This window comes from Catellatospora bangladeshensis, from assembly GCF_016862575.1.
Taxonomy (GTDB): Bacteria; Actinomycetota; Actinomycetes; order Mycobacteriales; family Micromonosporaceae; genus Catellatospora; species Catellatospora bangladeshensis.
The window spans coordinates 183724-202810 of sequence record NZ_BONF01000020.1 but is presented as its reverse complement, the minus strand read 5'-3'; the positions used below and the strand labels follow the sequence as shown (position 1 = coordinate 202810).

Annotated in this window: 23 protein-coding genes; 8 read left to right on the top strand and 15 right to left on the bottom strand. The window is 71.8% G+C overall.

Going from position 1 to position 19087, the window contains the following annotated elements:
- Positions 1-46: 46 nt before the first annotated feature.
- Together Cba03nite_RS19385 and Cba03nite_RS19380 are read right to left on the bottom strand one after the other, a co-directional pair.
- On the bottom strand, positions 47-691 hold the full coding sequence (locus tag Cba03nite_RS19385; RefSeq protein ID WP_203747900.1) for a TrmH family RNA methyltransferase: 645 nt from the start codon (positions 689-691) through the stop codon (positions 47-49).
- A gap of 82 nt (positions 692-773) precedes the next feature.
- On the bottom strand, positions 774-1307 hold the full coding sequence (locus tag Cba03nite_RS19380; protein ID WP_239125869.1) for a hypothetical protein: 534 nt from the start codon (positions 1305-1307) through the stop codon (positions 774-776).
- Between the two features lie 220 nt (positions 1308-1527).
- On the opposite strand from Cba03nite_RS19380, the gene Cba03nite_RS19375 reads away from it, so the two are divergent.
- Positions 1528-1983 carry a MaoC family dehydratase gene (locus Cba03nite_RS19375; protein ID WP_203747898.1) on the top strand — a complete coding sequence of 152 codons (456 nt, stop codon included), beginning with the start codon at positions 1528-1530 and terminating at the stop codon, positions 1981-1983.
- Here Cba03nite_RS19375 and Cba03nite_RS19370 read toward each other — a convergent pair.
- Positions 1980-2348: a thiol-disulfide oxidoreductase DCC family protein gene (locus Cba03nite_RS19370; protein ID WP_203747896.1), complete on the bottom strand. Its 369-nt coding sequence runs from the start codon at positions 2346-2348 to the stop codon at positions 1980-1982. The genes Cba03nite_RS19375 and Cba03nite_RS19370 overlap by 4 nt on opposite strands.
- A gap of 151 nt (positions 2349-2499) precedes the next feature.
- Between Cba03nite_RS19370 and Cba03nite_RS19365 the strand changes: the two genes are divergently transcribed.
- Both Cba03nite_RS19365 and Cba03nite_RS19360 read left to right on the top strand, forming a co-directional pair.
- On the top strand, positions 2500-2856 hold the full coding sequence (locus Cba03nite_RS19365; RefSeq protein WP_203747895.1) for a thioredoxin family protein: 357 nt from the start codon (positions 2500-2502) through the stop codon (positions 2854-2856).
- Positions 2857-2883: 27 nt separating this feature from the next.
- Entirely contained in the window at positions 2884-4935 is a 2052-nt protein-coding gene (locus tag Cba03nite_RS19360; RefSeq protein ID WP_203747893.1) for an intein-containing Rv2578c family radical SAM protein, read from the top strand.
- On the opposite strand, the gene Cba03nite_RS19355 is transcribed toward Cba03nite_RS19360, so the two are convergent.
- Positions 4922-5245: a DUF3817 domain-containing protein gene (locus tag Cba03nite_RS19355; protein WP_203747890.1), complete on the bottom strand. Its 324-nt coding sequence runs from the start codon at positions 5243-5245 to the stop codon at positions 4922-4924. The two genes, Cba03nite_RS19360 and Cba03nite_RS19355, sit on opposite strands and share 14 nt — an antisense overlap.
- Positions 5242-5652, bottom strand: coding sequence for a hypothetical protein (locus Cba03nite_RS19350; protein WP_203747887.1), 411 nt, complete (start codon positions 5650-5652; stop codon positions 5242-5244). Before Cba03nite_RS19350 ends, Cba03nite_RS19355 begins: the two co-directional genes overlap by 4 nt.
- Positions 5653-5778: 126 nt before the next feature.
- On the opposite strand from Cba03nite_RS19350, the gene Cba03nite_RS19345 reads away from it, so the two are divergent.
- On the top strand, positions 5779-6462 hold the full coding sequence (locus tag Cba03nite_RS19345; protein WP_203747884.1) for a hypothetical protein: 684 nt from the start codon (positions 5779-5781) through the stop codon (positions 6460-6462).
- A 4-nt stretch (positions 6463-6466) separates the two neighbouring features.
- Here Cba03nite_RS19345 and Cba03nite_RS19340 read toward each other — a convergent pair whose 3' ends face one another.
- Positions 6467-7666 (bottom strand): acyl-CoA dehydrogenase family protein, encoded by a 1200-nt coding sequence (locus Cba03nite_RS19340; RefSeq protein WP_203747881.1) that lies wholly within the window; start codon positions 7664-7666, stop codon positions 6467-6469.
- Between the two features lie 156 nt (positions 7667-7822).
- On the opposite strand from Cba03nite_RS19340, the gene Cba03nite_RS19335 reads away from it, so the two are divergent.
- The gene (locus Cba03nite_RS19335) at positions 7823-8296 is read left to right on the top strand and encodes a DUF4190 domain-containing protein (RefSeq protein ID WP_203747878.1); all 474 of its coding nucleotides are present in this window, start codon (positions 7823-7825) and stop codon (positions 8294-8296) included.
- A gap of 32 nt (positions 8297-8328) precedes the next feature.
- Complete coding sequence (locus tag Cba03nite_RS19330) at positions 8329-8856, top strand: DUF4190 domain-containing protein (protein WP_203747875.1); 528 nt, start codon at positions 8329-8331, stop codon at positions 8854-8856.
- A gap of 72 nt (positions 8857-8928) precedes the next feature.
- On the opposite strand, the gene Cba03nite_RS19325 is transcribed toward Cba03nite_RS19330, so the two are convergent.
- Complete coding sequence (locus tag Cba03nite_RS19325) at positions 8929-9741, bottom strand: SDR family NAD(P)-dependent oxidoreductase (RefSeq protein WP_203747872.1); 813 nt, start codon at positions 9739-9741, stop codon at positions 8929-8931.
- A gap of 72 nt (positions 9742-9813) precedes the next feature.
- Between Cba03nite_RS19325 and Cba03nite_RS19320 the strand changes: the two genes are divergently transcribed.
- On the top strand, positions 9814-10767 hold the full coding sequence (locus tag Cba03nite_RS19320) for an HpcH/HpaI aldolase/citrate lyase family protein (protein ID WP_203747869.1): 954 nt from the start codon (positions 9814-9816) through the stop codon (positions 10765-10767).
- A 72-nt stretch (positions 10768-10839) separates the two neighbouring features.
- Here the strand turns inward: Cba03nite_RS19320 and ddaH are convergent, their stop codons facing one another.
- From ddaH to Cba03nite_RS19305, 3 genes are all read right to left on the bottom strand, one after another.
- Entirely contained in the window at positions 10840-11685 is an 846-nt protein-coding gene (ddaH, locus tag Cba03nite_RS19315; protein ID WP_346113160.1) for a dimethylargininase, read from the bottom strand.
- 194 nt (positions 11686-11879) lie between these two features.
- Positions 11880-12899, bottom strand: coding sequence for a DUF8832 domain-containing protein (locus Cba03nite_RS19310; RefSeq protein WP_239125868.1), 1020 nt, complete (start codon positions 12897-12899; stop codon positions 11880-11882).
- Positions 12892-13110: a heavy-metal-associated domain-containing protein gene (locus Cba03nite_RS19305; protein ID WP_203747867.1), complete on the bottom strand. Its 219-nt coding sequence runs from the start codon at positions 13108-13110 to the stop codon at positions 12892-12894. The genes Cba03nite_RS19310 and Cba03nite_RS19305 overlap by 8 nt, the downstream gene beginning before the upstream one ends.
- Positions 13111-13270: 160 nt before the next feature.
- Here Cba03nite_RS19305 and Cba03nite_RS19300 point away from each other — a divergent pair, with 160 nt between their 5' ends.
- Positions 13271-14260: an NlpC/P60 family protein gene (locus tag Cba03nite_RS19300; protein ID WP_203747864.1), complete on the top strand. Its 990-nt coding sequence runs from the start codon at positions 13271-13273 to the stop codon at positions 14258-14260.
- Positions 14261-14367: 107 nt separating this feature from the next.
- Here the strand turns inward: Cba03nite_RS19300 and Cba03nite_RS19295 are convergent, their stop codons facing one another.
- The 5 genes from Cba03nite_RS19295 to Cba03nite_RS19275 form a co-directional block, all read right to left on the bottom strand.
- Positions 14368-15414, bottom strand: coding sequence for a branched-chain amino acid ABC transporter permease (locus Cba03nite_RS19295; RefSeq protein ID WP_203747861.1), 1047 nt, complete (start codon positions 15412-15414; stop codon positions 14368-14370).
- On the bottom strand, positions 15411-16298 hold the full coding sequence (locus tag Cba03nite_RS19290; RefSeq protein ID WP_203747858.1) for a branched-chain amino acid ABC transporter permease: 888 nt from the start codon (positions 16296-16298) through the stop codon (positions 15411-15413). Before Cba03nite_RS19290 ends, Cba03nite_RS19295 begins: the two co-directional genes overlap by 4 nt.
- The gene (locus Cba03nite_RS19285; protein ID WP_203747855.1) at positions 16298-17017 is read right to left on the bottom strand and encodes an ABC transporter ATP-binding protein; all 720 of its coding nucleotides are present in this window, start codon (positions 17015-17017) and stop codon (positions 16298-16300) included. The genes Cba03nite_RS19290 and Cba03nite_RS19285 overlap by 1 nt, the downstream gene beginning before the upstream one ends.
- Positions 17014-17754 (bottom strand): ABC transporter ATP-binding protein, encoded by a 741-nt coding sequence (locus tag Cba03nite_RS19280; protein WP_203748048.1) that lies wholly within the window; start codon positions 17752-17754, stop codon positions 17014-17016. Before Cba03nite_RS19280 ends, Cba03nite_RS19285 begins: the two co-directional genes overlap by 4 nt.
- 102 nt (positions 17755-17856) lie before the next feature.
- Positions 17857-19038, bottom strand: coding sequence for a substrate-binding domain-containing protein (locus Cba03nite_RS19275; protein ID WP_203747852.1), 1182 nt, complete (start codon positions 19036-19038; stop codon positions 17857-17859).
- Positions 19039-19087 lie beyond the last annotated feature (49 nt).

Sequence of the window (19087 nt, the reverse complement as noted above, 5' to 3'; positions counted from 1 at the left end):
CCCCGCGAACGGGCACGTCAAGCCACTCGCCAAGATCGGCTGCGGGTCAGCCGGGCGGCGGGCCCGCGTACGCCCTGATCCAGGCGTGCATGGCCACCGCGGAGGCGACACCGGCGTTGATGGACCGGGTCGAGCCGTACTGCGCGATCGAGAACAGCTGGTCGCAGGCGGCGCGGGCGGCGTCGGACAGCCCCGGGCCCTCCTGCCCGAAAAGGAGCACGCAGCGCCGGGGCAGGGTGGTCGTCTCCAGCGGCCGGCTGCCCGGCAGGTTGTCGATGCCGATCACCACCAGGCCCGCCCCGTGCGCCCAGCCGGCGAACTGCTCGATCGACTCGTGGTGGCGTACGTGCTGGTAGCGGTCGGTGACCATGGCGCCGCGGCGGTTCCACCGGCGGCGGCCGACGATGTGCACCTCGGCGGCGAGGAAGGCGTTCGCGGTGCGCACGACGGTGCCGATGTTCAGGTCGTGCTGCCAGTTCTCGATCGCGACGTGGAAGTCGTGCCGCCGGCCGTCCAGGTCCGCAACGATCGCCTCGCGCCGCCAGTAGCGGTAGCGGTCCACCACGTTGCGCCGGTCGCCGGCGGCCAGCAGCTCGGGGTCGTAGCGCTCGTCGGTCGGCCAGGGGCCCGCCCAGGGGCCGACGCCGACCTCCAGCTCGTCCCCGGCGGATTCGCCGTGTTCGCTGCTCACAAGCGCAGCAGCTTACCGGCGGCGGACACGGCCGACCCCGGCGTGCCGCCGCTCGGGCGCCCCGCCGGGGATCGGGCACCGGTCACACGTTGCGCAGGGCGTCCCCCAGCTCGCTCAGGAAGTGCTGCTCGGCCTGGCTGCGGGTGACCCCGCCGAAGCCCAGCAGGCCGCCTGTGCGGGCGGCGCCGCAGACCTGGTCCGCGATCGACTGCAGCCAGCTCCGGTACGCCTGCCCGTCGGCGGGCGTGGCCCGGGAGTCGAGGACCAGCGCCGCCGCGCGGCAGCTCACCAGCACCTCGGTGATGGCGTGGTCCGGGTCGCGGAACTGCTCGGCGGCCGGCGGATCGGGATCCGCCTCCGCGTAGATCGCGCCGACGATGGCCTTGACCAGTTCCGAGTCGGCGTCGGCCCCGGCGGCGATGGCGTTGATGCCGGCCAGCCCCTCGTCGACCGTACGGCGGTCGCTGTCGGGCTCGGCGGAGGTGGCGGCGATCATGACACGGGCGGGGAGCCGGGTCAGCAGCTCCCACTCGTGCGGCTCGAAGGTGAGAGGGGCGATCTCCCGCCGGTACAACTGGCGTGAGATCAGGTGATCAGCTGCGGAATGACTCGGCATGGCGACCTCCTGCCGTCAGCATATGCCGCGAGCCCGGACGCTTGCCGCGAAGCGTGTCAAACGCAGAAACACCGGTGGTCGATGGTGTGTGATGTAGTTCTCCGCCGGGGCTTATGTACTCACCGGTAGCCCTGGAGGCAGAATCCTTTTTCACAAGCGTGGGCGGCGGGTGCCGGGGAGGGCCCCGCCGTTCACTGCATCCAGGGGCGGGAGACGGACAATGCAGTTCGGGCGCTACTTCGAAGAGTTCGAGGTCGGGGCGATCTACAAGCACTGGCCCGGCAAGACGGTCACCGAGTACGACGACCACCTCTTCTGCCTGCTGACCATGAACCACCACCCGCTGCACCTGGACGCGCACTACGCGGCCACGCAGACCGACTTCAAGCGCAACGTGGTGGTCGGCAACTACATCTACTCGCTGCTGCTGGGCATGTCCGTGCCGGACGTGAGCGGCAAGGCCATCGCCAACCTCGAGGTCGAGAGCCTGCGCCACGTCGCGCCGACCTTCCACGGCGACACCATCTACGGCGAGACCACCGTGCTGGACAAGCGCGAGTCGGAGTCCAAGCCCGACCGCGGCGTGGTCGCCGTGGAGACCCGGGGCTACAACCAGGACGGCACCCTGGTCTGCGTCTTCAAGCGCAAGGTCATGGTCCCCAAGCGCCCCGACTAGGGCGGGGGCACGGCGCACGCCGCCGTGCCGCCCGGGAGCTGGTGGCGGTGGCGGGCGATCCACCGGTAGACGGGCCACGACAGCGCGCCCAGGCCGGGCAGGGCCAGCGCGCCGCCGACCGGGCGCCAGCCGGCGTGGCTGGAGCGCAGCAGCGCCGCGATGGCATCCGGGCCGGCCAGCACGGGGCGGCCGGGGGCGGCGTACTGCACCGCCTCCAGGCACTGTTCGCGGGTGAGGCCGAGGGCGGCGAGGTCGGCCCGCTGCCAGGGCACGATCCGCGCGGCGGTGGGCACCCGGCGCTCGACGAACCGGGCGCACGCGGTGCAGAAGGCGCAGTCGCCGTCGTACACGAAGGTCGCGCTCATGGTCCCCATCCTCCTCCGCCACGTGTCCAAGCTGTGGTCCTATGCCCTGTGTGTGTCGTCACCGTGGGTACGGTGGTCGGGTCGGGAATGAGGTAGGCGGTCCAGCGGTTTACATGGACGCTGGTCACTCGATCAAATGAGGAGCACGAACATGGGCACCGTGGAGTTCACCACCGAGAACTTCGGCGAGAAGACGAGCGGGGACGGCATCACGTTCGTCGACTTCTGGGCGAGCTGGTGTGGGCCGTGTGTCCGGTTCGCGCCGGTCTACGAGCGGGCCGCGGAGGCGAACCCGGACATCACGTTCGGCAAGGTCGACACCGAGGCGCAGCAGGCACTCGCCGGGCACTTCAACATCCAGTCGATCCCGACCATCATGGCGATCCGCGACGGCGTGATCGTGTACGCGCAGCCCGGCGCGCTGCCCGAGGTGGCCTTCACCGACCTGATCCAGAAGGTGCGCGAGCTCGACATGGAGCAGGTTAAGGCGGACGCGAAGGCTGCCTAGTCTTCGAACATATGTTTGAATAGCGGGGTGCGCTGGAGTCATCTCACCGAGAGCACCCCGCCGGACGCGTCCGCGCCGGTGCAGCCGCCGCTGCCCGGCGCGGTCGTGCGTACGTTCGACACTCCCGAGTTCGCCGGGATGACGTTCTACGAGGTCCGGGCCAAGTCGCTGATCAACCGGGTGCCGGGCGGCGACGACCGCCGGGTGCCGTTCGAGTACACCGTGAACCCCTACCGGGGCTGCACCCACGCCTGCTCGTACTGCCTGGCCGGGGAGACGCCGGTGCTGATGGCGGACGGGCGCACCAAGCCCATCGCGGAGCTGCGCGTCGGTGACGCGATCATCGGCACGGTCCGCGACGGCGCCTACCGCCGCTACGCGGTCACCCACGTGCGCGACAAGTGGTCCACCGTGAAGCCCGCCTACCGGGTCACCCTGCGCGACGGCACCGAGCTGGTGGCCAGCGGCGACCACCGCTTCCTGACCGACCGGGGCTGGAAGCACGTCACCGGGGCCCGCGCCGGGGCCGCGCAGCGGCCGCACCTGACCACCGGCAACAAGCTGATGGGCACCGGCCGCTTCGCCGAGCCGCCCAAGGAGTCCCCGGAGTACCGGCGCGGATACCTGCACGCCGTGCTCCGCCCGGAGCCGGAGCAGGGGTATCGGGACCCGTACGGCACCGTGCCGAGGTTCCGGCTGGCCACCGAGGAGCCGCAGGTGATGAGCCGCGTGATCGGCTACCTGCGCGAGTCGGGCGCGCACACGGCCGAGTTCGCGCCCGCGGGCCGGGGCACCGGCGTCAGCACGTACGCCCGCCGCGATCTGGACCTGATCACCACGCTGCGGCAGCGGCCCGCCGAGCCCGACCCGGAGTGGGCCAAGGGTTTCCTGGCCGGGATCTTCGACGCCGAGGGCAGCCACACGCAGGGGCTGTGGCGCGTCGTGCACACCGACCTGGAGCTGGTCGAGCCCACCAGGGAGGCGCTGCGCGGCTTCGGCTTCCAGTTCGCCGTCGAGGACCGGGTCGGCCCGATCGGCCTGCTCAGCCTCCGGCTGCTCGGCGGGCTGCCGGAGAAGCTGCGCTTCTTCCACCTGACCGACCCGGCGGTGACCCGGCGGCGCGCGGTGCAGGGGGTCGCGGTGAAGGGCGCGGTGCCGCTGCACGTGGAGCGGATCGAGCCGCTCGGCCTGGAGCTGCCGCTGTGGGACATCACCACGGGCACCGGCGACTTCATCGCCAACGGCGTGGTCAGCCACAACTGCTTCGCCCGCAACACGCACACGTATCTCGACCTCGACGCCGGGCACGACTTCGACTCGAAGATCGTGGTCAAGGTGAACGCGGCCGAGGTGCTGCGCCGGGAGCTGGCCGCGCCGCGGTGGGGCGGCCAGTCCATCGCCATGGGCACCAACGTCGACTGCTACCAGCGGGCCGAGGGGCGCTACCGGCTGATGCCCGGCATCATCTCGGCCCTGTCGGACTGGTCGAACCCGTTCTCGATCCTCACCAAGGGCACGCTGATCCTGCGCGACCTGCCGCTGCTGGCGCGGGCCGCGCAGCGGACCCGGGTGTCGGTGTCGCTGTCCGTGGGCTTCCTCGACGAGGGGCTGTGGCGCTCGGTCGAGTCGGGCACGCCGTCCCCGGCCCGCCGGGTGGACACGGTCCGCCGCCTCACCGACGCCGGGATGCGGGTCGGCGTGCTGATGGCGCCGATCCTGCCCGGCCTCACCGACGGCGAGGAGCACGTCGACGCCACGGTGCGCGCGCTCGCGGAGGCGGGCGCGGCAAGCGTGACCCCGCTCGTCCTGCACCTGCGCACCGGCGCCCGGGAGTGGTATCTGCGCTGGCTGCACGCGAATCACCCCGGGCTGGTGCCGCTCTACGAGCGGCTCTACCCGGGGCGGCGCGCCTTCGCGAGCGCGGACTACCAGCGGCTGATCACGGCACGGGTACGCCGCGCCATGCGGCGGCACGGCCTGCTGCCCCGCGACGAGCTCGCCCGGGACCTGGTCGTGAACGAGCCGGCGGAGGAGGCGCCCGCCGCACCGGCGGCAGGCGTTCAGCTCACGCTTCTGTGAACGAGGGCTGCCGGTCGGTGCCCTGGATCCAGCCGACCACGCGCCGCTCCATGATGAACGACAGGAACGGCACCGTGCCGGCCAGCGCGACCAGCAGGATGCGGGTCACCGGCCACTGCACCCGGCGGGCCAGGTCGCCGACGGCGGCCAGGTAGACCACGTACAGCCAGCCGTGCACGGGGGCGATGATCACGACGCCGAGGTTGTTGTCGGCGAAGTACTTCATCGGCATGGCGACCAGGGTCAGCGTCACCAGCAGCACGCCCACGATCCAGGCGATGATGCGGTAGCGGGTGAGTGCGCCGTTCATCGGTGCTCCTTAGCGGGATAGTCGCCGGGTCGTGCCTCGGGGTGCTCGCTCAGCCATGCCAGGTATTCGTTGTACGCGGCCAGCTGCGGATCCGCCGCCTCGTCCGCCTCGGCAGTGGTCGATCTCACCTGACGGGTGATGACCGGCCGCGGCCGCTCCACCACCGGCTCAACGTCCGGGGCATCGGCATCGGCACGGCCCTTGCGCAGGGCCAGCCGGACCTCCCGGAACCAGATCAGCACGGTGAAGACGGCGAAGAGCGGCCACTCGAAGGTGTACGCCCAGCTCAGGGTGTTTCCCTCGGCGGCACGGCCCGCCTGCCACCAGCCGAGGGCCAGACAAACGGCGACGGCGACCACCATCAGGGCATGGCCGGCCAGCCAGCCGGGGGTGAGCAGTCGTCGCACGGCAGCCAGCGTACCCGCCGGTCCCGGACGGCCCGCTCGGGTGCGGCGCGGGAGCCCGTGCCCGATCGGCGGGATCGAGCAACCGCGCCGTCGACGGAGATGAGGTGGTCTCGTAGCCTTTTGCGGGTGATCGCCCTGCCGACCGGCCCGCGTGCCCGCGCCGCCGCCTTCGCCGCGGCCGGCGTGCTGCTGCTGGCCGGGGCGTGGTGGTACGGCCGGACGACGCCGATCCACCCGCTCTCCTCCGACGAGGGGATCACCGTCTGGCTGATCCTGGCGGGCCTGGCCGCGGCCGCGGTGCGCGTCTTCCACGTGCGGCGGCGCCGCACCGGCCAGTGGCGGCAGGGCGCCGCCGACGGCGAGCCCGGCCTGGTGCTGACGCTGGTGCACGACCGGGTGTTCGACGCCGCGGTGTTCGCGGTGCAACTGCCGGTCATCGCCCGCTGGGCGCGCCTGAACGACGGCCGCGAGCTGGGTCTGGCCATCGGCTGGACGCTGCTGGCGCTGTGGCTGCTGTGGTCGGCGGTGGGCACCCCGGGCGAGCGGCACCGGCAGATCGTGCTGAACGCCGCTGGCATAAGGGTGCACCGCGCGCACTTCTCCTGGTCGCAGATCCGGTCGGTGCGCCTGAACCCCGGGGCCGGGCTGCGGCTGGAGACCGACGAGCGCACGCTGCGGGTGCGCGGCGCGGACTACGGCGTGCAGGACGCCGACGTGGTCAGCGTCCTGCAGTTCTACCTGGAGCACCCCGAGCGGCGCGGCGACCTGGCCCGCCTGGCCACCGCCCCGCCGGAGCTGCGCTCGCACTGAGCGCTCAGCGCGCGCGGTACTCCTTGAGCAGGCCGCGCGAGATGATCGTCTTCTGGATCTCGCTGGTGCCCTCGCCGATGAGCAGGAACGGCGCCTCGCGCATGAGCCGCTCGATCTCGTACTCCTTCGAGTAGCCGTAACCGCCGTGGATGCGGAACGACTCGGTGACGATCTCGTGGCAGTACTCGCTGGCCAGCAGCTTGGCCATGCCCGCCTCGACGTCGTTGCGCTGGCCGGAGTCCTTCAGTCGGGCCGCGTTGACCATCAGCGCGTGCGCCGCCTCGATCTTGGTGCCCATCTCGGCCAGCTTGAACGCCACCGCCTGGTGCTGCGCGATCGGCTTGCCGAAGGTGGCGCGCTGCTGCGCGTACGCCACCGCCAGCTCGAACGCGCGGATGGAGATGCCGCAGGCGCGGGCGGCCACGTTGACCCGGCCCACCTCGATGCCGTCCATCATCTGGTAGAAGCCGCGCCCGGCCTGGCCCGCGCCGCCGAGGATCGCCGAGTCCGGCACGCGGTGGCCGTCGAGGATCATCTCGGTGGTCTCGACGCCCTTGTAGCCCATCTTGTCGATCTTGCCGGGGATGGTCAGGCCGGGCGCCGTCTCGCCGAAGCCCGGGTCCTTCTCCAGCAGGAACGTGGTCATGTTGCCGTAGACGGTGTCCGCGCCCTGGTCCGTCTTGACCAGCGTGGCCACCACCGACGAGTACGCCCCGTTGGTCAGCCACATCTTCTGGCCGTTGAGCACGTACGAGTCGCCGTCGCGCACCGCCTTCGACGTGATCGCCGAGACGTCGGAGCCGCAGTTCGGCTCGGACATGCTGAACGCGCCGCGCACGTCGCCGGTGGCCATCTTCGGCAGCAGCCGCTGCTTCTGCTCGGCCGAGCCGTGCTGGGAGACCAGGTACGCCACGATGAAGTGGGTGTTGACGATGCCGGACACCGACATCCAGCCGCGGGACAGCTCCTCGACGACCAGCGCGTAGGTCAGCAGCGACTCGCCGAGGCCGCCGTACTCCTCGGGGATGGTCAGGCCGAACAGGCCCATCTCCTTCATCCCGGCGAGGATCACCTCGGGGTACTCGTCGTCGTGCTCCAGCCGCTGCGCGCGCGGGATGATCTCCTTGTCCGCGAACTCGCGCACCGTCTCCAGGATGGCGGTCTGCACATCGGACAAGCCGGGCGTACGGGCGAGACGAGCCATGAGTAAGCCTCCAGGGCACTGAACGAAGCTTCAGTTTTGCTGAGTATGAGCCGGGGCCCCGTCCCATCCAAGCCGCTTGACAGCACCGTCACTGTGAAAAGGTTCACCGGGTTCGCTACCGTGCGCTGAACCCTTCGACGAGGAGACCGCACCCCCATGACCTACCCGCCGCCGGCCGGGCATGACCCCTTCGCGCCACAGCCCGATCCGTACGCGCAGCCGCCGATGGCGCCGGACCCGTACGCCCCGCCGCCCGTGAGCGCCAACCCGTACAGCACCCCGCCGACCAGCGGCTCGCCGTACGCCACGCCGTACGCCGCCTACCAGCCCGCCGCCGCCCCGGGCGGCGTCACCAACGGCATGGCGATCGCGTCCCTCGTCCTGGGGATCGTCGGCGTGGCCACCTGCTGCTGCTACGGAATGGGCGCGCTGCCCGGCCTGATCGGTGCGATCCTGGGCCACATCAGCCTGAAGCAGATCAAGGAGCGGGGTCAGCAGGGCCGGGGCATGGCCATCGCCGGCATCGCCACGGGCTGGGCCGCGGTGGCGCTGACCGCGATCATGGTGGTGCTCCTGGTGATCGGCGCCATCAACGACCCGAACTTCTGGAACGAGATCCAGAACAGCTAACAGCAGCGACTGGCAGACCAGGGAGAGCCTTCATGTCCTACCCGCCACCTTCCGGCCAGGACCCGTACGCGGCCCAGCCGGACCCGTACGCGCCGCCGCCGGCGGCCAACCCCTACGCGCAGCCGCCCGCGTACGGGTCCCCCGTCGTGCCCGGCTCGCCGGTCGCGCCGCCCGGCTCGCCGGTCGCGCCGCCCACGCCGCCCTACGGTGAGGCGTACAAGTCGGCCACGCCGCCCGCCGGGCAGCAGCCCTACGCCCAGCCCTACGCGCAGCAGCCGTACTACCCGGCCGCCCGCCCGCAGAACAGCATGGCGCTGGTGGCGCTCATCCTGTCGCTGGTCGGGCTGCTGACCTGGATCACCGCCCCGATCGGCGCGATCCTGGGCCACTCGGCGATGAAGCAGATCCGCCAGTCCGGCGAGGACGGTGAGGGCCTGGCCAAGGCCGCCATCATCGTCGGCTGGATCATCACCGGCCTCGGCGTGGTCGGCTGCCTCTGCGCCTTCGTGCTGCCCATGCTGGGCATCCTCGGGGCGGTCGGCTCGTCCAGCTCGTACTGACCCCAGCTCACGATCAGGGCTCCCGCCGTGCCGCCGGCGCACGGCGGGAGCCCTGATCGTGTTTGAGCGCCCTCAGCGGACGGCGGCCTCGCTCGCCTCCCAGAGAGCGGCGGCCTGCTGCGCGTCGCGGGCCTGCCGGTGTGGCGCGGTCACCTTGCGCAGTACGTAGTACGCACCGTTCTGCAGCTGCGCCGGGTCCGCCGTGGCGAGCCAGACGAGCTGGTCGGCGCCCTGCTCGGGAGTGGCCAGGCCCGGCCCGATCTTGTAGAAGAGCCGCGCGATCGGCGTGCCGAAGCGCGTGCGCACCACACCCGGATGGAACGAGAAGCTGAGCAGCTCGGGCCAGCGTCGCGCCGCCTCGGCGGCGAACATGATGTTGGCGCGCTTGGACGCGCCGTACGCCAGCCAGCTGCTGTAGCGGCCACGGGTGCGGTCCAGATCGGCCGGATCGACCGCGCCCCAGGTGTGCGCCATGGACGCCGTGTTCACGATCCGCGCGCCCGGGGCGAGCTGCTCGCGCAGCAGCGTGGTCAGCAGGAACGGCGCCAGGTGGTTGGTCTGGATGGTCAGCTCGTGACCGTCCACGGTGGTGACCCGCTTGCCGACGACCAGCCCGGCGTTGTTGGCCAGCACGTCGACGCGCTGCCCGGAGAGCTTGGCGGCCAGTTCCCGCACCTGCGAGAGGTCCGCGAAGTCGGCCAGCAGCCCGGCCGGGGCGGGCCCGGCCGCCGCCTGGCGGACCACGCCGAGCGTCGCGTCCAGCCGGCCGGGGTCGCGCCCCACCACGGTGACCTGCCAGCCCTGTCGCGCCAGTGCGACGGCCGCGGCCTGCCCGATGCCGGACGTGGCGCCGGTGATCACCGCGTGCCGCGTGAGATCTTCCACAGTCCCGTTCTCCTCTCGACCGGAGGAAGGTTACCGTGGCGTCAACTACTGAACGCTCCCTAAGGAGTATCGATGGCCGCACTCGGTCGTTCCCGCAGGTCGTGCCTGGCGGTGCCGGGTTCCAGCGTCAAGATGCTCGGCAAGGCCCAGGGCCTGCCCGCCGACCAGGTCTTCCTGGACCTGGAGGACGCGGTCGCCCCGCTGGCCAAGCCCGAGGCCCGCAAGAACATCGTCGCCGCGCTGAACGAGGGCGAGTGGGCGGGCAAGACGCGGGTCGTCCGGGTGAACGACCTGACCACGCCGTGGACCTACCGGGACGTCATCGAGATCGTCGAGGGCGCGGGCGCCAGCCTGGACTGCATCATGCTGCCCAAGGTGCAGAGCGCCGCGCACGTGGAATGGCTCGACCTGACGCTCACCCAGCTGGAGAAGTCGCTCGGCCTGCCGGTCGGCGGCATCGGCATCGAGGCCCAGATCGAGAACGCGGCCGGGCTGGTCAACGTGGACGCCATCGCGGCCGCCTCGCCCCGCGTGGAGACCATCATCTTCGGCCCCGCCGACTTCATGGCCTCGATCAACATGAAGTCGCTGGTCGTCGGCGCGCTCATCCCGAGCTACCCGGGCGACCCGTACCACTACATCCTGATGCGCATCCTGATGGCCGCCCGCATGCACGACAAGCAGGCCATCGACGGGCCGTACCTGCAGATCAAGGACGTGGACGGGTTCACCGAGGTGGCCAGGCGCTCCGCCGCGCTGGGCTTCGACGGCAAGTGGGTGCTGCACCCCGGCCAGATCGACGCCGCCAACGAGGTCTACTCGCCCGCGCAGTCCGACTACGACCACGCCGAGCTGATCCTCGACGCGTACGACTACTACACCTCCGAGCAGGGCGGCCGCCTCGGCGCGGTAATGCTCGGCGACGAGATGATCGACGAGGCGTCGCGCAAGATGGCCCTGGTCATCTCCGCCAAGGGCCGCGCCGCCGGCATGACCCGCACGACCGCCTTCACCCCACCCGCCTGACGACCCCCTGCATGAGCGAAGCTCCCGTCACGCCTCGGCGGCGCGGCGGGAGCTTCGCTCCTGAGCAGGAGTTCAGTCGCGGAGTTCGGCGATGCAGCACTTGACGCTGCCGCCGCCCTTCTTCAGCTCGGCGAGGTCGACCATGACCGGGGTGTACCCGGCGGCGGTGAGCTTCTCGGCGAACGCCGCCGACTCGGTGTTGATCACGACGTTGCGGCCGTCGGAGACCAGGTTCAGCGCGAACGCGAGCGCGTCGGCCTCGTCGGCGACGACCGCGTCCGGGAACAGCTGCGCGATGATCTTCTGCGAGGCCTCGGAGAACGCGCCCGGGTAGTAGGCGATGTTCTCGTCGTCGAGCACGGTCAGCGCCACGTCGAGGTGGTAGAAGCGCGGGTCGGTCAGCTTCAGCGACACCACCGGGCGGCCCAGGGCCTCCTCGGCCTCGGCGTGCGCGGCCGGCTCGGTACGGAAGCCGTACCCGGCCAGCGCGAGGCCGCCGTGCGCGTTCGGCACGTACGCGAAGTCGCCCTCGCCCTCGTTGATCTGCGTCGGCGCGACGAACCGGTAGGCGCTGCCGGCCTCGTAGAAGGCCCGGTGCGCGGCGGCCTCGTCGGCCCGCTGCGGGTAGCGGAACTTCGCGCCGTACGCCACGCCGTCGACCACGAACGCGCCGTTGGCCGAGAACACCATGTCCGGCAGGCCCGCCTGCGGGGTCAGCACGTGCACGGTGTGGCCGAGGTCGACCATGGTCTGGCGCAGTGCGTCCCACTGCTTGACGGCCAGGGCGGTGTCCACCGGCGCGGTGGTGTCCATCCACGGGTTGATCGCGTACTCGACGACGAAGTGCTCCGGGGCGCACATCAGGTAGGTGCGCGGACGGGGCCGCCGGGCGGTGGGGGTCAGGTCACGCTCTGTCACGATCAGCAAGGTTACGCACCCGAACCGCGCCGCAGTAGCGAGAAGGATTGCGTCCTTACGCTGGTCTGTTGCGTCTTCGGGATCCACAGCGGCGGTCTGTTGCGTGAAAAGGCAGCTTCGTTTACGGATCCAGCGGGCACCGAGCGTGACGAGCGGTCGAAACCGCCCGGTGCCCCGAATACGTCACAGCGAGGTCACTTCACCTCGACCGTGAACTGCGCGGTGCGCACCTTGCCGCCCACCGAGTAGTCGAAGAACATGCGGTAGCGCCCCGGGCTCGGCGCGGACATCCAGAACTTGACCCCGCCGTTGACCAGCGCGGGCTCCGGGTGCACGTGCACGTAGCCGAGGTCCAGCTCGCGCAGCACCACCAGGTGCCCGAAGGAGCCCAGGTATGGCTCCAGGCCGGTGACGGTCTGGCCGCCCTGCTTCACGGTGAACAGCAGCGGCTGGCTGGCGCCGATGACGGGCGTGCCCTCGAAGACGACGGTCTGCCCGTCCACGGCCGCCTGGCGCGCCACGGCGGGCAGCGGCACCGGCCGGTGGTCGCCGGCCACGGTGAGGTCGGTGCCCAGCGCCAGCGCGGTCTGCGTGCCGGCCGCGTTGATCGCGGTGAAGTCGGCGTACGCCCGCCACACGCCCGGGGTGGCCAGGTCCGCCCGCACGGACCAGGTGCCGTCGGGCGCCATGGTGGGGTGCAGGTGCTGGTAGCCGGTCATGTCCCGGCGCACCACGATCAGGTGCAGCGGCTTCTCGTGCATGATCGCGAACGTGGTCACCGGCTTGCCGTCGGCGCCGTTGACGGTGAACTTCAGGTCCTGCGGGCCGGGCGCGGCGAAGACCGCCGCCGCCGGGACCATGGTGTAGCCGCCGCTGCTCACGGACAGGCCGCCCACCTCGGAACCGGCGCTGGCCAGCGGGCTGTGCACGTGCGCGCCGCCCGCGCTCGGATCCGGCGCGGCGGCGGGCGCGCCGGTGGTCGCCCCGGCCGTCGGGCTCTCCGCCGGGCCGAGCAGCTTGCCCAGGGTGAAGCCGACGACCAGCGCCAGGATCAGCCCTCCGACGAGCACCCCGATCCGGTTGCCGGCCGGGTCACCAGCGGGCCGCGCCCGCTGCTGGGCCCGTACCAGCGACTCCTGCTCCGGCGCGGTCTCCGCGGCGGGCGCGGCCTGCCCCGGGACCCGGGCCTCCGGCTGCGTGGACTGCTCAGGCATCGACGCCCGCCAGCTCGTAGCCGGCCTCGTCGACGGCGTTGCGGACCTCGTCGATCGGCAGGACGGCGTCGCTGGTCACCACGGCGCGCCCCGCGGCCAGATCCACCTGGACGTCGTGCACGCCGGGCAGCGCGGTCAGCTCGGCGGTCACCGCGTTCACGCAGTGCCCGCAGGTCATGCCGGTGATCTGGTATGTCGTCCGTACGGACATCGCGGTCTCCCTACGACCCGACCGGGCGAGCGCTCGCCCGGTCCCTGCCCTGCTTGCCGTCGGCGTGACTGTAACCGACGCGGAGCCCCGTGCGGGCCGTCCGCGTGACCTCCCGGTCTGCGCTCTGCACCGATCATGCACCTTTGTCGTTATTACCCACGTGTCGAACTCCGCCACGCGGCGCCTGGTGTTATGGGCCGGCGCGACGCTCCTCGCGTCCACCGTCCTGATGACCGGTGCCGCGCACGCCGAACCGTCGAGCGCCGAGCTCGACCGACAGATCCGCACCAAGTCCGACCAGCTCGAAGTCGTCGTGGAGAAGTATCACGACCTGCGCGAGGACCTGAAGACCACGGCCGCGCAGACCGGGGTGCTGCAGCGCCAGATCGAGCCGCTCAAGGAGCAGATCGCGCAGCGCCGCGACGCGGTCGGCCGGCTCGCCGCCGCCGGCTACCGCTCCAGCCGGACCATGTCGCTGAGCCTGCTGCTCGACGCGGGCACCACCCGCGACGTGGTCGAGCGGCTGCTGCTGATGAAGTCGTTCACGCAGCACCAGCAGCGTGAGATCGACGCGCTCGCGCTCACCTCCGAGCGCTACGCCACCGCGCGGCGCACGCTCGACGCGCTGCTGGCCCAGGGCCGCGGCCAGCAGAAGCAGCTCGGCCAGGAGCGGGCCGGCATCGAAGCCAAGATCGAGGAGCTCAAGGCGCTGCGGGCCAAGGCGTACGGGCCCACGGGGCGGGCGACCCGCTCCGCCGACCGGCAGCAGGTCGCGGTGCCCCGGGTGAAGGGTGCGAGCGAGAAGGTCGTGCGCTTCGCCATGGACCAGGTCGGCAAGGACTACAAATGGGGCGGGGAGGGCCCCGGTGGCTTCGACTGCTCCGGCCTGGTCGCCGCGGCGTTCCGCCGGATCGGCATCGACCTGCCGCACCAGTCCGGCCGCCAGCAGCAGCGCTCCCGCGGCATCAGCCGCGGCCAGCTCGTCCCCGGCGACCTGATCTTCTTCTACCGCGACCTGCACCACGTCGGCATCTACCTGGGCGGCAACCGGATGGTGCACGCCCCTCAGTTCGGCGAACGCGTCCGCGTCGACCCGATCGACAGCCTCCCCATCCACAGTTTCGGCCGCGTCGTCGCCCCACCAGCGTGACTTCGCCGCCGCGCTGCTTTGCTCTGCACACAGATACGCAACGGTCGCGTATTCGTGTGCAGAGCAAAGGCGGTGCGCCGGAAGAGTCGCGCCGGGTGGGCGGGCGGTCAGGGGCGGGGTGGTGGGGTGACGGTGCGGCGCAGCGCGGTGAGGCGGGTGCGCAGGCCGGCCAGGCCGCCGGGGAAGAAGTAGACGGCCAGGATGAAGATCGTGCCCAGTACGAACAGCGGCTGGGACAGCGGACCGGCCAGCACGCCGGGCAGCGCGTCGACCGCGCCGGACGCGCCGACGTCGGTCAGCCGGTGGTCCAGGTAGGTGAACAGCACCCCGCCCAGCACCGGGCCGAACCGGGTGCCCGGACCGCCGAGCACGACCATCACCAGCAGCGTCAGGGTCAGGTCCGACGACGCCACGTGCGGTGACGCGCCCGCCGTGAGCAGCAGGTAGACCACGCCGCCGAGCGCGGCCAGGGCGCCCGACAGGGTGAAGGCGACCAGCTTGAAGCGGTACGGGTCCAGCCCGAGCACCCCGACCCGCCGCTCGTCGTCGCGCAGGCCCGCGAAGACCCGCCCGGTCGGCGACTGCGCCACCCGGTGCAGCACCGTCAGCACCAGGCCCAGGTAGGCCAGCGCCAGCCAGTACAGGTTGACCGTGTTCACCACCCCGACCAGCGCCGCGGGCAGCCGGGACGCGTCCAGCGCCAGGCCCTCCTCGCCGCCGGTCAGCCCGTTCGGGTCGCGCGCCACCAGGATCGCGCCGACCTGGGCGAAGGCCAGCGTGACCATGGAGAAGGCGATGCCGTGCACGCGCAGCGCCACCGCGCCCAGCGCCACCGCGACCGTGGTCGCGAACAGCACCGCCAGCAGCGCGGCCAGCGGCAGCGGGTAGCCGAACTTGGTGATCAGGATGTCCGTGCCGTACACGCCGAGCGCGAAGTAGAGCGCGTGGCCGAACGACAGCAGGCCGGTCCGCCCGAACAGCAGGTCGTACCCGGCGGCCAGGCCGCCGAAGACCAGGCACAGCGCCAGCACCTGCAGCGCGCCGGGCGAGTTGAGCGGCCCGTCGAACAGCCCGGGGATCGTGATCCCGCTGTACGGCAGCAGCGCCAGCGCGACGAACGCGCCCACCGGCCAGAACCTCTTCAGGTAGCTCATGCCGCCGCCTTCCCGGCCAGGCCCGCGGGACGCCACAGCAGCACGAGGGCCAGCAGGGCGACCACGCAGACGTCTCCGGCGCCCGAGCCGCCGTAGTAGTTGACGAACTGCTGGAGCAGGCCCACCGCGACGGCGGCGGCCGCCGAGCCCAGCACCGAGCCCATGCCGCCGATCACCACCACGATGAACGCGAAGATCAGCAGGGAGGAGCCGCTGGTCGGCGAGACGCTGCCGGAGTAGACCCCGGCCAGCGCGCCGGCCAGCGCCGCGGCGGCCCCGCCGATCGCGAAGACCAGCGTGAACGCCTTGCGCACGTCGATGCCGAGCGCGGTGACCATCTCCCGGTTCTCCACGCCCGCCCGGATGATCAGGCCGTACCGGGTCCAGCGCAGGAAGGCCAGCAGCGCGCCGAGCACCACCAGCGCCGCGACGATGAGCAGCAGCCGGTCCATGGGCACCCGGGCACCCGCGATGGTCACCACCTGCTGCGTCCACGCCGGGCGCGGGAACGGGCGCGGGTCCGCGCCGAACCCGGCCTGCAGCGCGGCCACCCCGGCCAGCGACAGTCCGACCGTGACCAGCACCTGCTCGATGGTGCGCGAGTAGAGCGGCCTGATCATGACCAGCTCGACGAGGGACGCCACGACCGTGCCCGCGAGCACGCCGAACGCGACCGCGAGCACGAAGCCCCAGCCCTCGGCGCCCGCGCCGGGCAGGTTGCCCGCCGCCCACCAGGTGGCGTACGCGCCGACGGACAGGAACAGCCCGTGCGCGAAGTTGAGCACGTCGGCCAGGCCGAACACGAGCGACAGGCCCGAGGCGACGAGGAAGTACAGCGCCGCCAGGCCGAGGCCGGTGACGGTCATCAGGATGACGGTCGACATCAGTGCCCCCCGGCGGCGTTGACGGACAGCAGCGATCTGGTCAGCTCCGGGTCGGCCAGCAGCTCGCCGCCCCGGCCGGTCCAGGCCACCTGGCCCGCGGCGATCACCACGGCGTCACCGGCGAGCCTGCGTACCACCGCCAGGTTCTGCTCGACCAGCAGCACCGGCACGGCCGACGCGGCCCGCTCCAGTGCCTCGGCCACCTCGGTGACGACCTTGGGCGCCAGGCCCTTGGTCGGCTCGTCGATGAGCAGCAGGCGGTTGTCGTTGAGCAGCACCCGGCCCAGCGACAGCATCTGCTGCTGGCCGCCGGACAGCGACCCGGCCCGCTGCCGGGAGCGCTTGGACAGCTCCGGGAACAGCTTGAACACCAGGTCGTAGTCCGGGGTCGAGGTGCGCTCGGCCAGCCGAAGGTTCTCCGCGACGGTGAGCCCGGCGAACACACACCGGTCCTCCGGCACGAAGCCCAGACCCGCCTTGACCAGGCCGTGCGTGGGGCGGCCGAGGATCTCCTCGCCACCCAGCCGCACCGAGCCGGTGGCCGCGCCGTTGCGCGGGGTCAGCCCGAGGATCGCGCGCAGCGTGGTCGACTTGCCCACGCCGTTGCGCCCGAGCAGCACGGTCACCCCGGACGGCGCCACCGAGAAGGACACGCCCTGCAGGATGTGCAGGCCCGCGATGCGGACAGAGAGATCGTTCACTTCCAGGAGCGCGCTCACAGGCCCTCCCCCAGGTATGCCTCCTGCACGGTGGCGTCGGCCATCACCGCGTCCGGGGTGTCGCAGGCCAGCAGCGCGCCGTGGTGCATCACCGCGAGGCGGTCGGCCAGCCCGAGGATCACGTCCATGTGGTGCTCCACCATGAGCACGCTGCGGTCGCTGTGGGCGGTCAGGCCCCGGATCACCTCGACCAGCTCCGGCACGTCCTCCGCGGACACGCCGGCCATGGGCTCGTCGAGCAGCAGCACCGACGGCTCGCCCGCGAGCAGCAGCGCGATCTCCAGCTTGCGCTTCTCGCCGTGCGCCAGGGTGCCCGCGAGCACCTCGCCGCGACCGGCCAGCCCTACCGTGGCCAGGCACTCGTCGGCCCGCTCGGCGACCTCGCGGTATGCCGAGGCGCGCCGCCACAGGGCCATCGAGCCACCACGCTGCGCCTGCACGGCCAGCCGGACGTTCTCGCGTACGGACAGGCCGCCGAACACCGACGAGGACTGGAAGGTGCGGCCGAGGCCGCGGCGGGCGCGGCGGTGCGGCGGCAGCGCGGTGATGTCCGCGCCGTGCAGCAGCACCCGGCCGGCGGTCACCGCACGCAGGCCCGAGATCAGGTTGAACAGCGAGGTCTTGCCCGCGCCGTTGGGGCCGATCACGCCGAGGAACTCCCCGGCCCGCAGCCGCAGGCTCACGCCGTCGACGATGGCGACCTCACCGATGCGCCAGGTCAGGCCCTCGGTCGCCAGTACCGCTTCATCTTGGGTCTCAGCGGGGCCGAGGCCGTGCCCCTGCCGCTGTTCGGGCAGGGACACAGCCTCGGCGAGACCCGGGGAGGGGTGGTCCACAGGTCAGCTCTTCATCGCCACGGCGGGCGGGGTGACCTCTTCCGGGGCCAGCTCCTTGACCAGCTGCGGCTTGGCCGCGGCGCCGGAGCCCACGAGCTTGACCTGGAACATCGGCTGGAGCATGGCGTGGTCGTCCTTGCGGATGGTCATCTTGCCCTTGACCCCGTCGAAGCTCCAGCCCTCCAGCGCGGTGATCATCTTCTCCACGTCGTCGCCGCCCTCGGCGATCGCCCGCACCACCATCTGCGCGGCGTTGAAGCCGTCCGGCGAGAACAGGTCCAGCCCGCCGGTGATCTTCGCCGACGCCGCCTTGGCGGCCTCGTTGCTGGTCGCGCCGTCGAAGTAGTGCGACAGGAACGAGATCTTCTCGCCCGCCGCGCCGAACACCGGGTACGACGCCTTCTGGTCCAGGCCGGTCACCACGGTGGTGCTGGTGAGCACGCCCTGCTGGTCCAGCGCGCCCCACATGGCGGTGGCGGTGGTGCCCGCCCAGGCCACGAAGAGCAGGTCCGGCTTGGCCGTGTTGACCTGGTCGGCGAACGGGGTGAAGTCGGTCGCGCTGGCCGGCACCAGGATCGAGGAGACCTTGGCGCCCGCGCCGCCGATGACGGCGGTGACCGCGGCCTCGTTGGCCTTGCCGAACGCGCTGTCCTGCGCGAACACCACGACCTTCTTGCCGGCCGCGTCGCCGATGAACGACTTCGCGGCGAGCACGTCCTGGTACGACTGGCGGCCCGAGCGGAACGTGTAGCGGTTCACGCCGGTGACGCCGTCGGTGGCGGCGGGGCCGGAGATGAACAGCGTCTTGTTCTGCGCGGCGATCGGCGCGACCTGCAGCGCGACCCCGGAGGACGCCGAGCCGGCCAGGATCTTGACGCCCTTGCCGAGCATGTCCTTCGCCGCGGTGACCGCCTTGGCCGGGTCACCGGCGTCGTCGGCCTCCAGCAGCTCGATCGTGCGCCCGTTGACCTTGTTGGTGCCGTTGGTGGCCTGCGCCAGCCCGGCCTTGAAGCCGTCGATGTACTGCTTGCCGTAGCTGGCCAGGGCGCCGGACTGGGAGTAGACCAGGCCGACCTTGACCGGCGCGTCCTCCCCGCCCTGCGCCGCCTCCTGCGGGCTGCTGCAACCGGCCGCGGCCAGCAGGGCGGCGGCGACCGTGGACGCGACGAGTACCCGCCGGGACAATCCGACATTCTGCGCAAAAATGTGCAGTCTGCTGCGCTCGCTCACTGCA

Bases quoted from the DNA above. Each gene is read 5' to 3' on its own strand.
- Cba03nite_RS19380 (WP_239125869.1), bottom strand. From the start codon at position 1,307: ATGCCGAGTCATTCCGCAGCTGATCACCTGATCTCACGCCAGTTGTAC.
- Cba03nite_RS19375 (WP_203747898.1), top strand. From the start codon at position 1,528: ATGCAGTTCGGGCGCTACTTCGAAGAGTTCGAGGTCGGGGCGATCTAC.
- Cba03nite_RS19370 (WP_203747896.1), bottom strand. From the start codon at position 2,348: ATGAGCGCGACCTTCGTGTACGACGGCGACTGCGCCTTCTGCACCGCG.
- Cba03nite_RS19365 (WP_203747895.1), top strand. From the start codon at position 2,500: ATGGGCACCGTGGAGTTCACCACCGAGAACTTCGGCGAGAAGACGAGC.
- Cba03nite_RS19355 (WP_203747890.1), bottom strand. From the start codon at position 5,245: ATGAACGGCGCACTCACCCGCTACCGCATCATCGCCTGGATCGTGGGC.
- Cba03nite_RS19340 (WP_203747881.1), bottom strand. From the start codon at position 7,666: ATGGCTCGTCTCGCCCGTACGCCCGGCTTGTCCGATGTGCAGACCGCC.
- Cba03nite_RS19335 (WP_203747878.1), top strand. From the start codon at position 7,823: ATGACCTACCCGCCGCCGGCCGGGCATGACCCCTTCGCGCCACAGCCC.
- Cba03nite_RS19330 (WP_203747875.1), top strand. From the start codon at position 8,329: ATGTCCTACCCGCCACCTTCCGGCCAGGACCCGTACGCGGCCCAGCCG.
- Cba03nite_RS19320 (WP_203747869.1), top strand. From the start codon at position 9,814: ATGGCCGCACTCGGTCGTTCCCGCAGGTCGTGCCTGGCGGTGCCGGGT.
- Cba03nite_RS19310 (WP_239125868.1), bottom strand. From the start codon at position 12,899: ATGCCTGAGCAGTCCACGCAGCCGGAGGCCCGGGTCCCGGGGCAGGCC.
- Cba03nite_RS19305 (WP_203747867.1), bottom strand. From the start codon at position 13,110: ATGTCCGTACGGACGACATACCAGATCACCGGCATGACCTGCGGGCAC.
- Cba03nite_RS19295 (WP_203747861.1), bottom strand. From the start codon at position 15,414: ATGAGCTACCTGAAGAGGTTCTGGCCGGTGGGCGCGTTCGTCGCGCTG.
- Cba03nite_RS19290 (WP_203747858.1), bottom strand. From the start codon at position 16,298: ATGTCGACCGTCATCCTGATGACCGTCACCGGCCTCGGCCTGGCGGCG.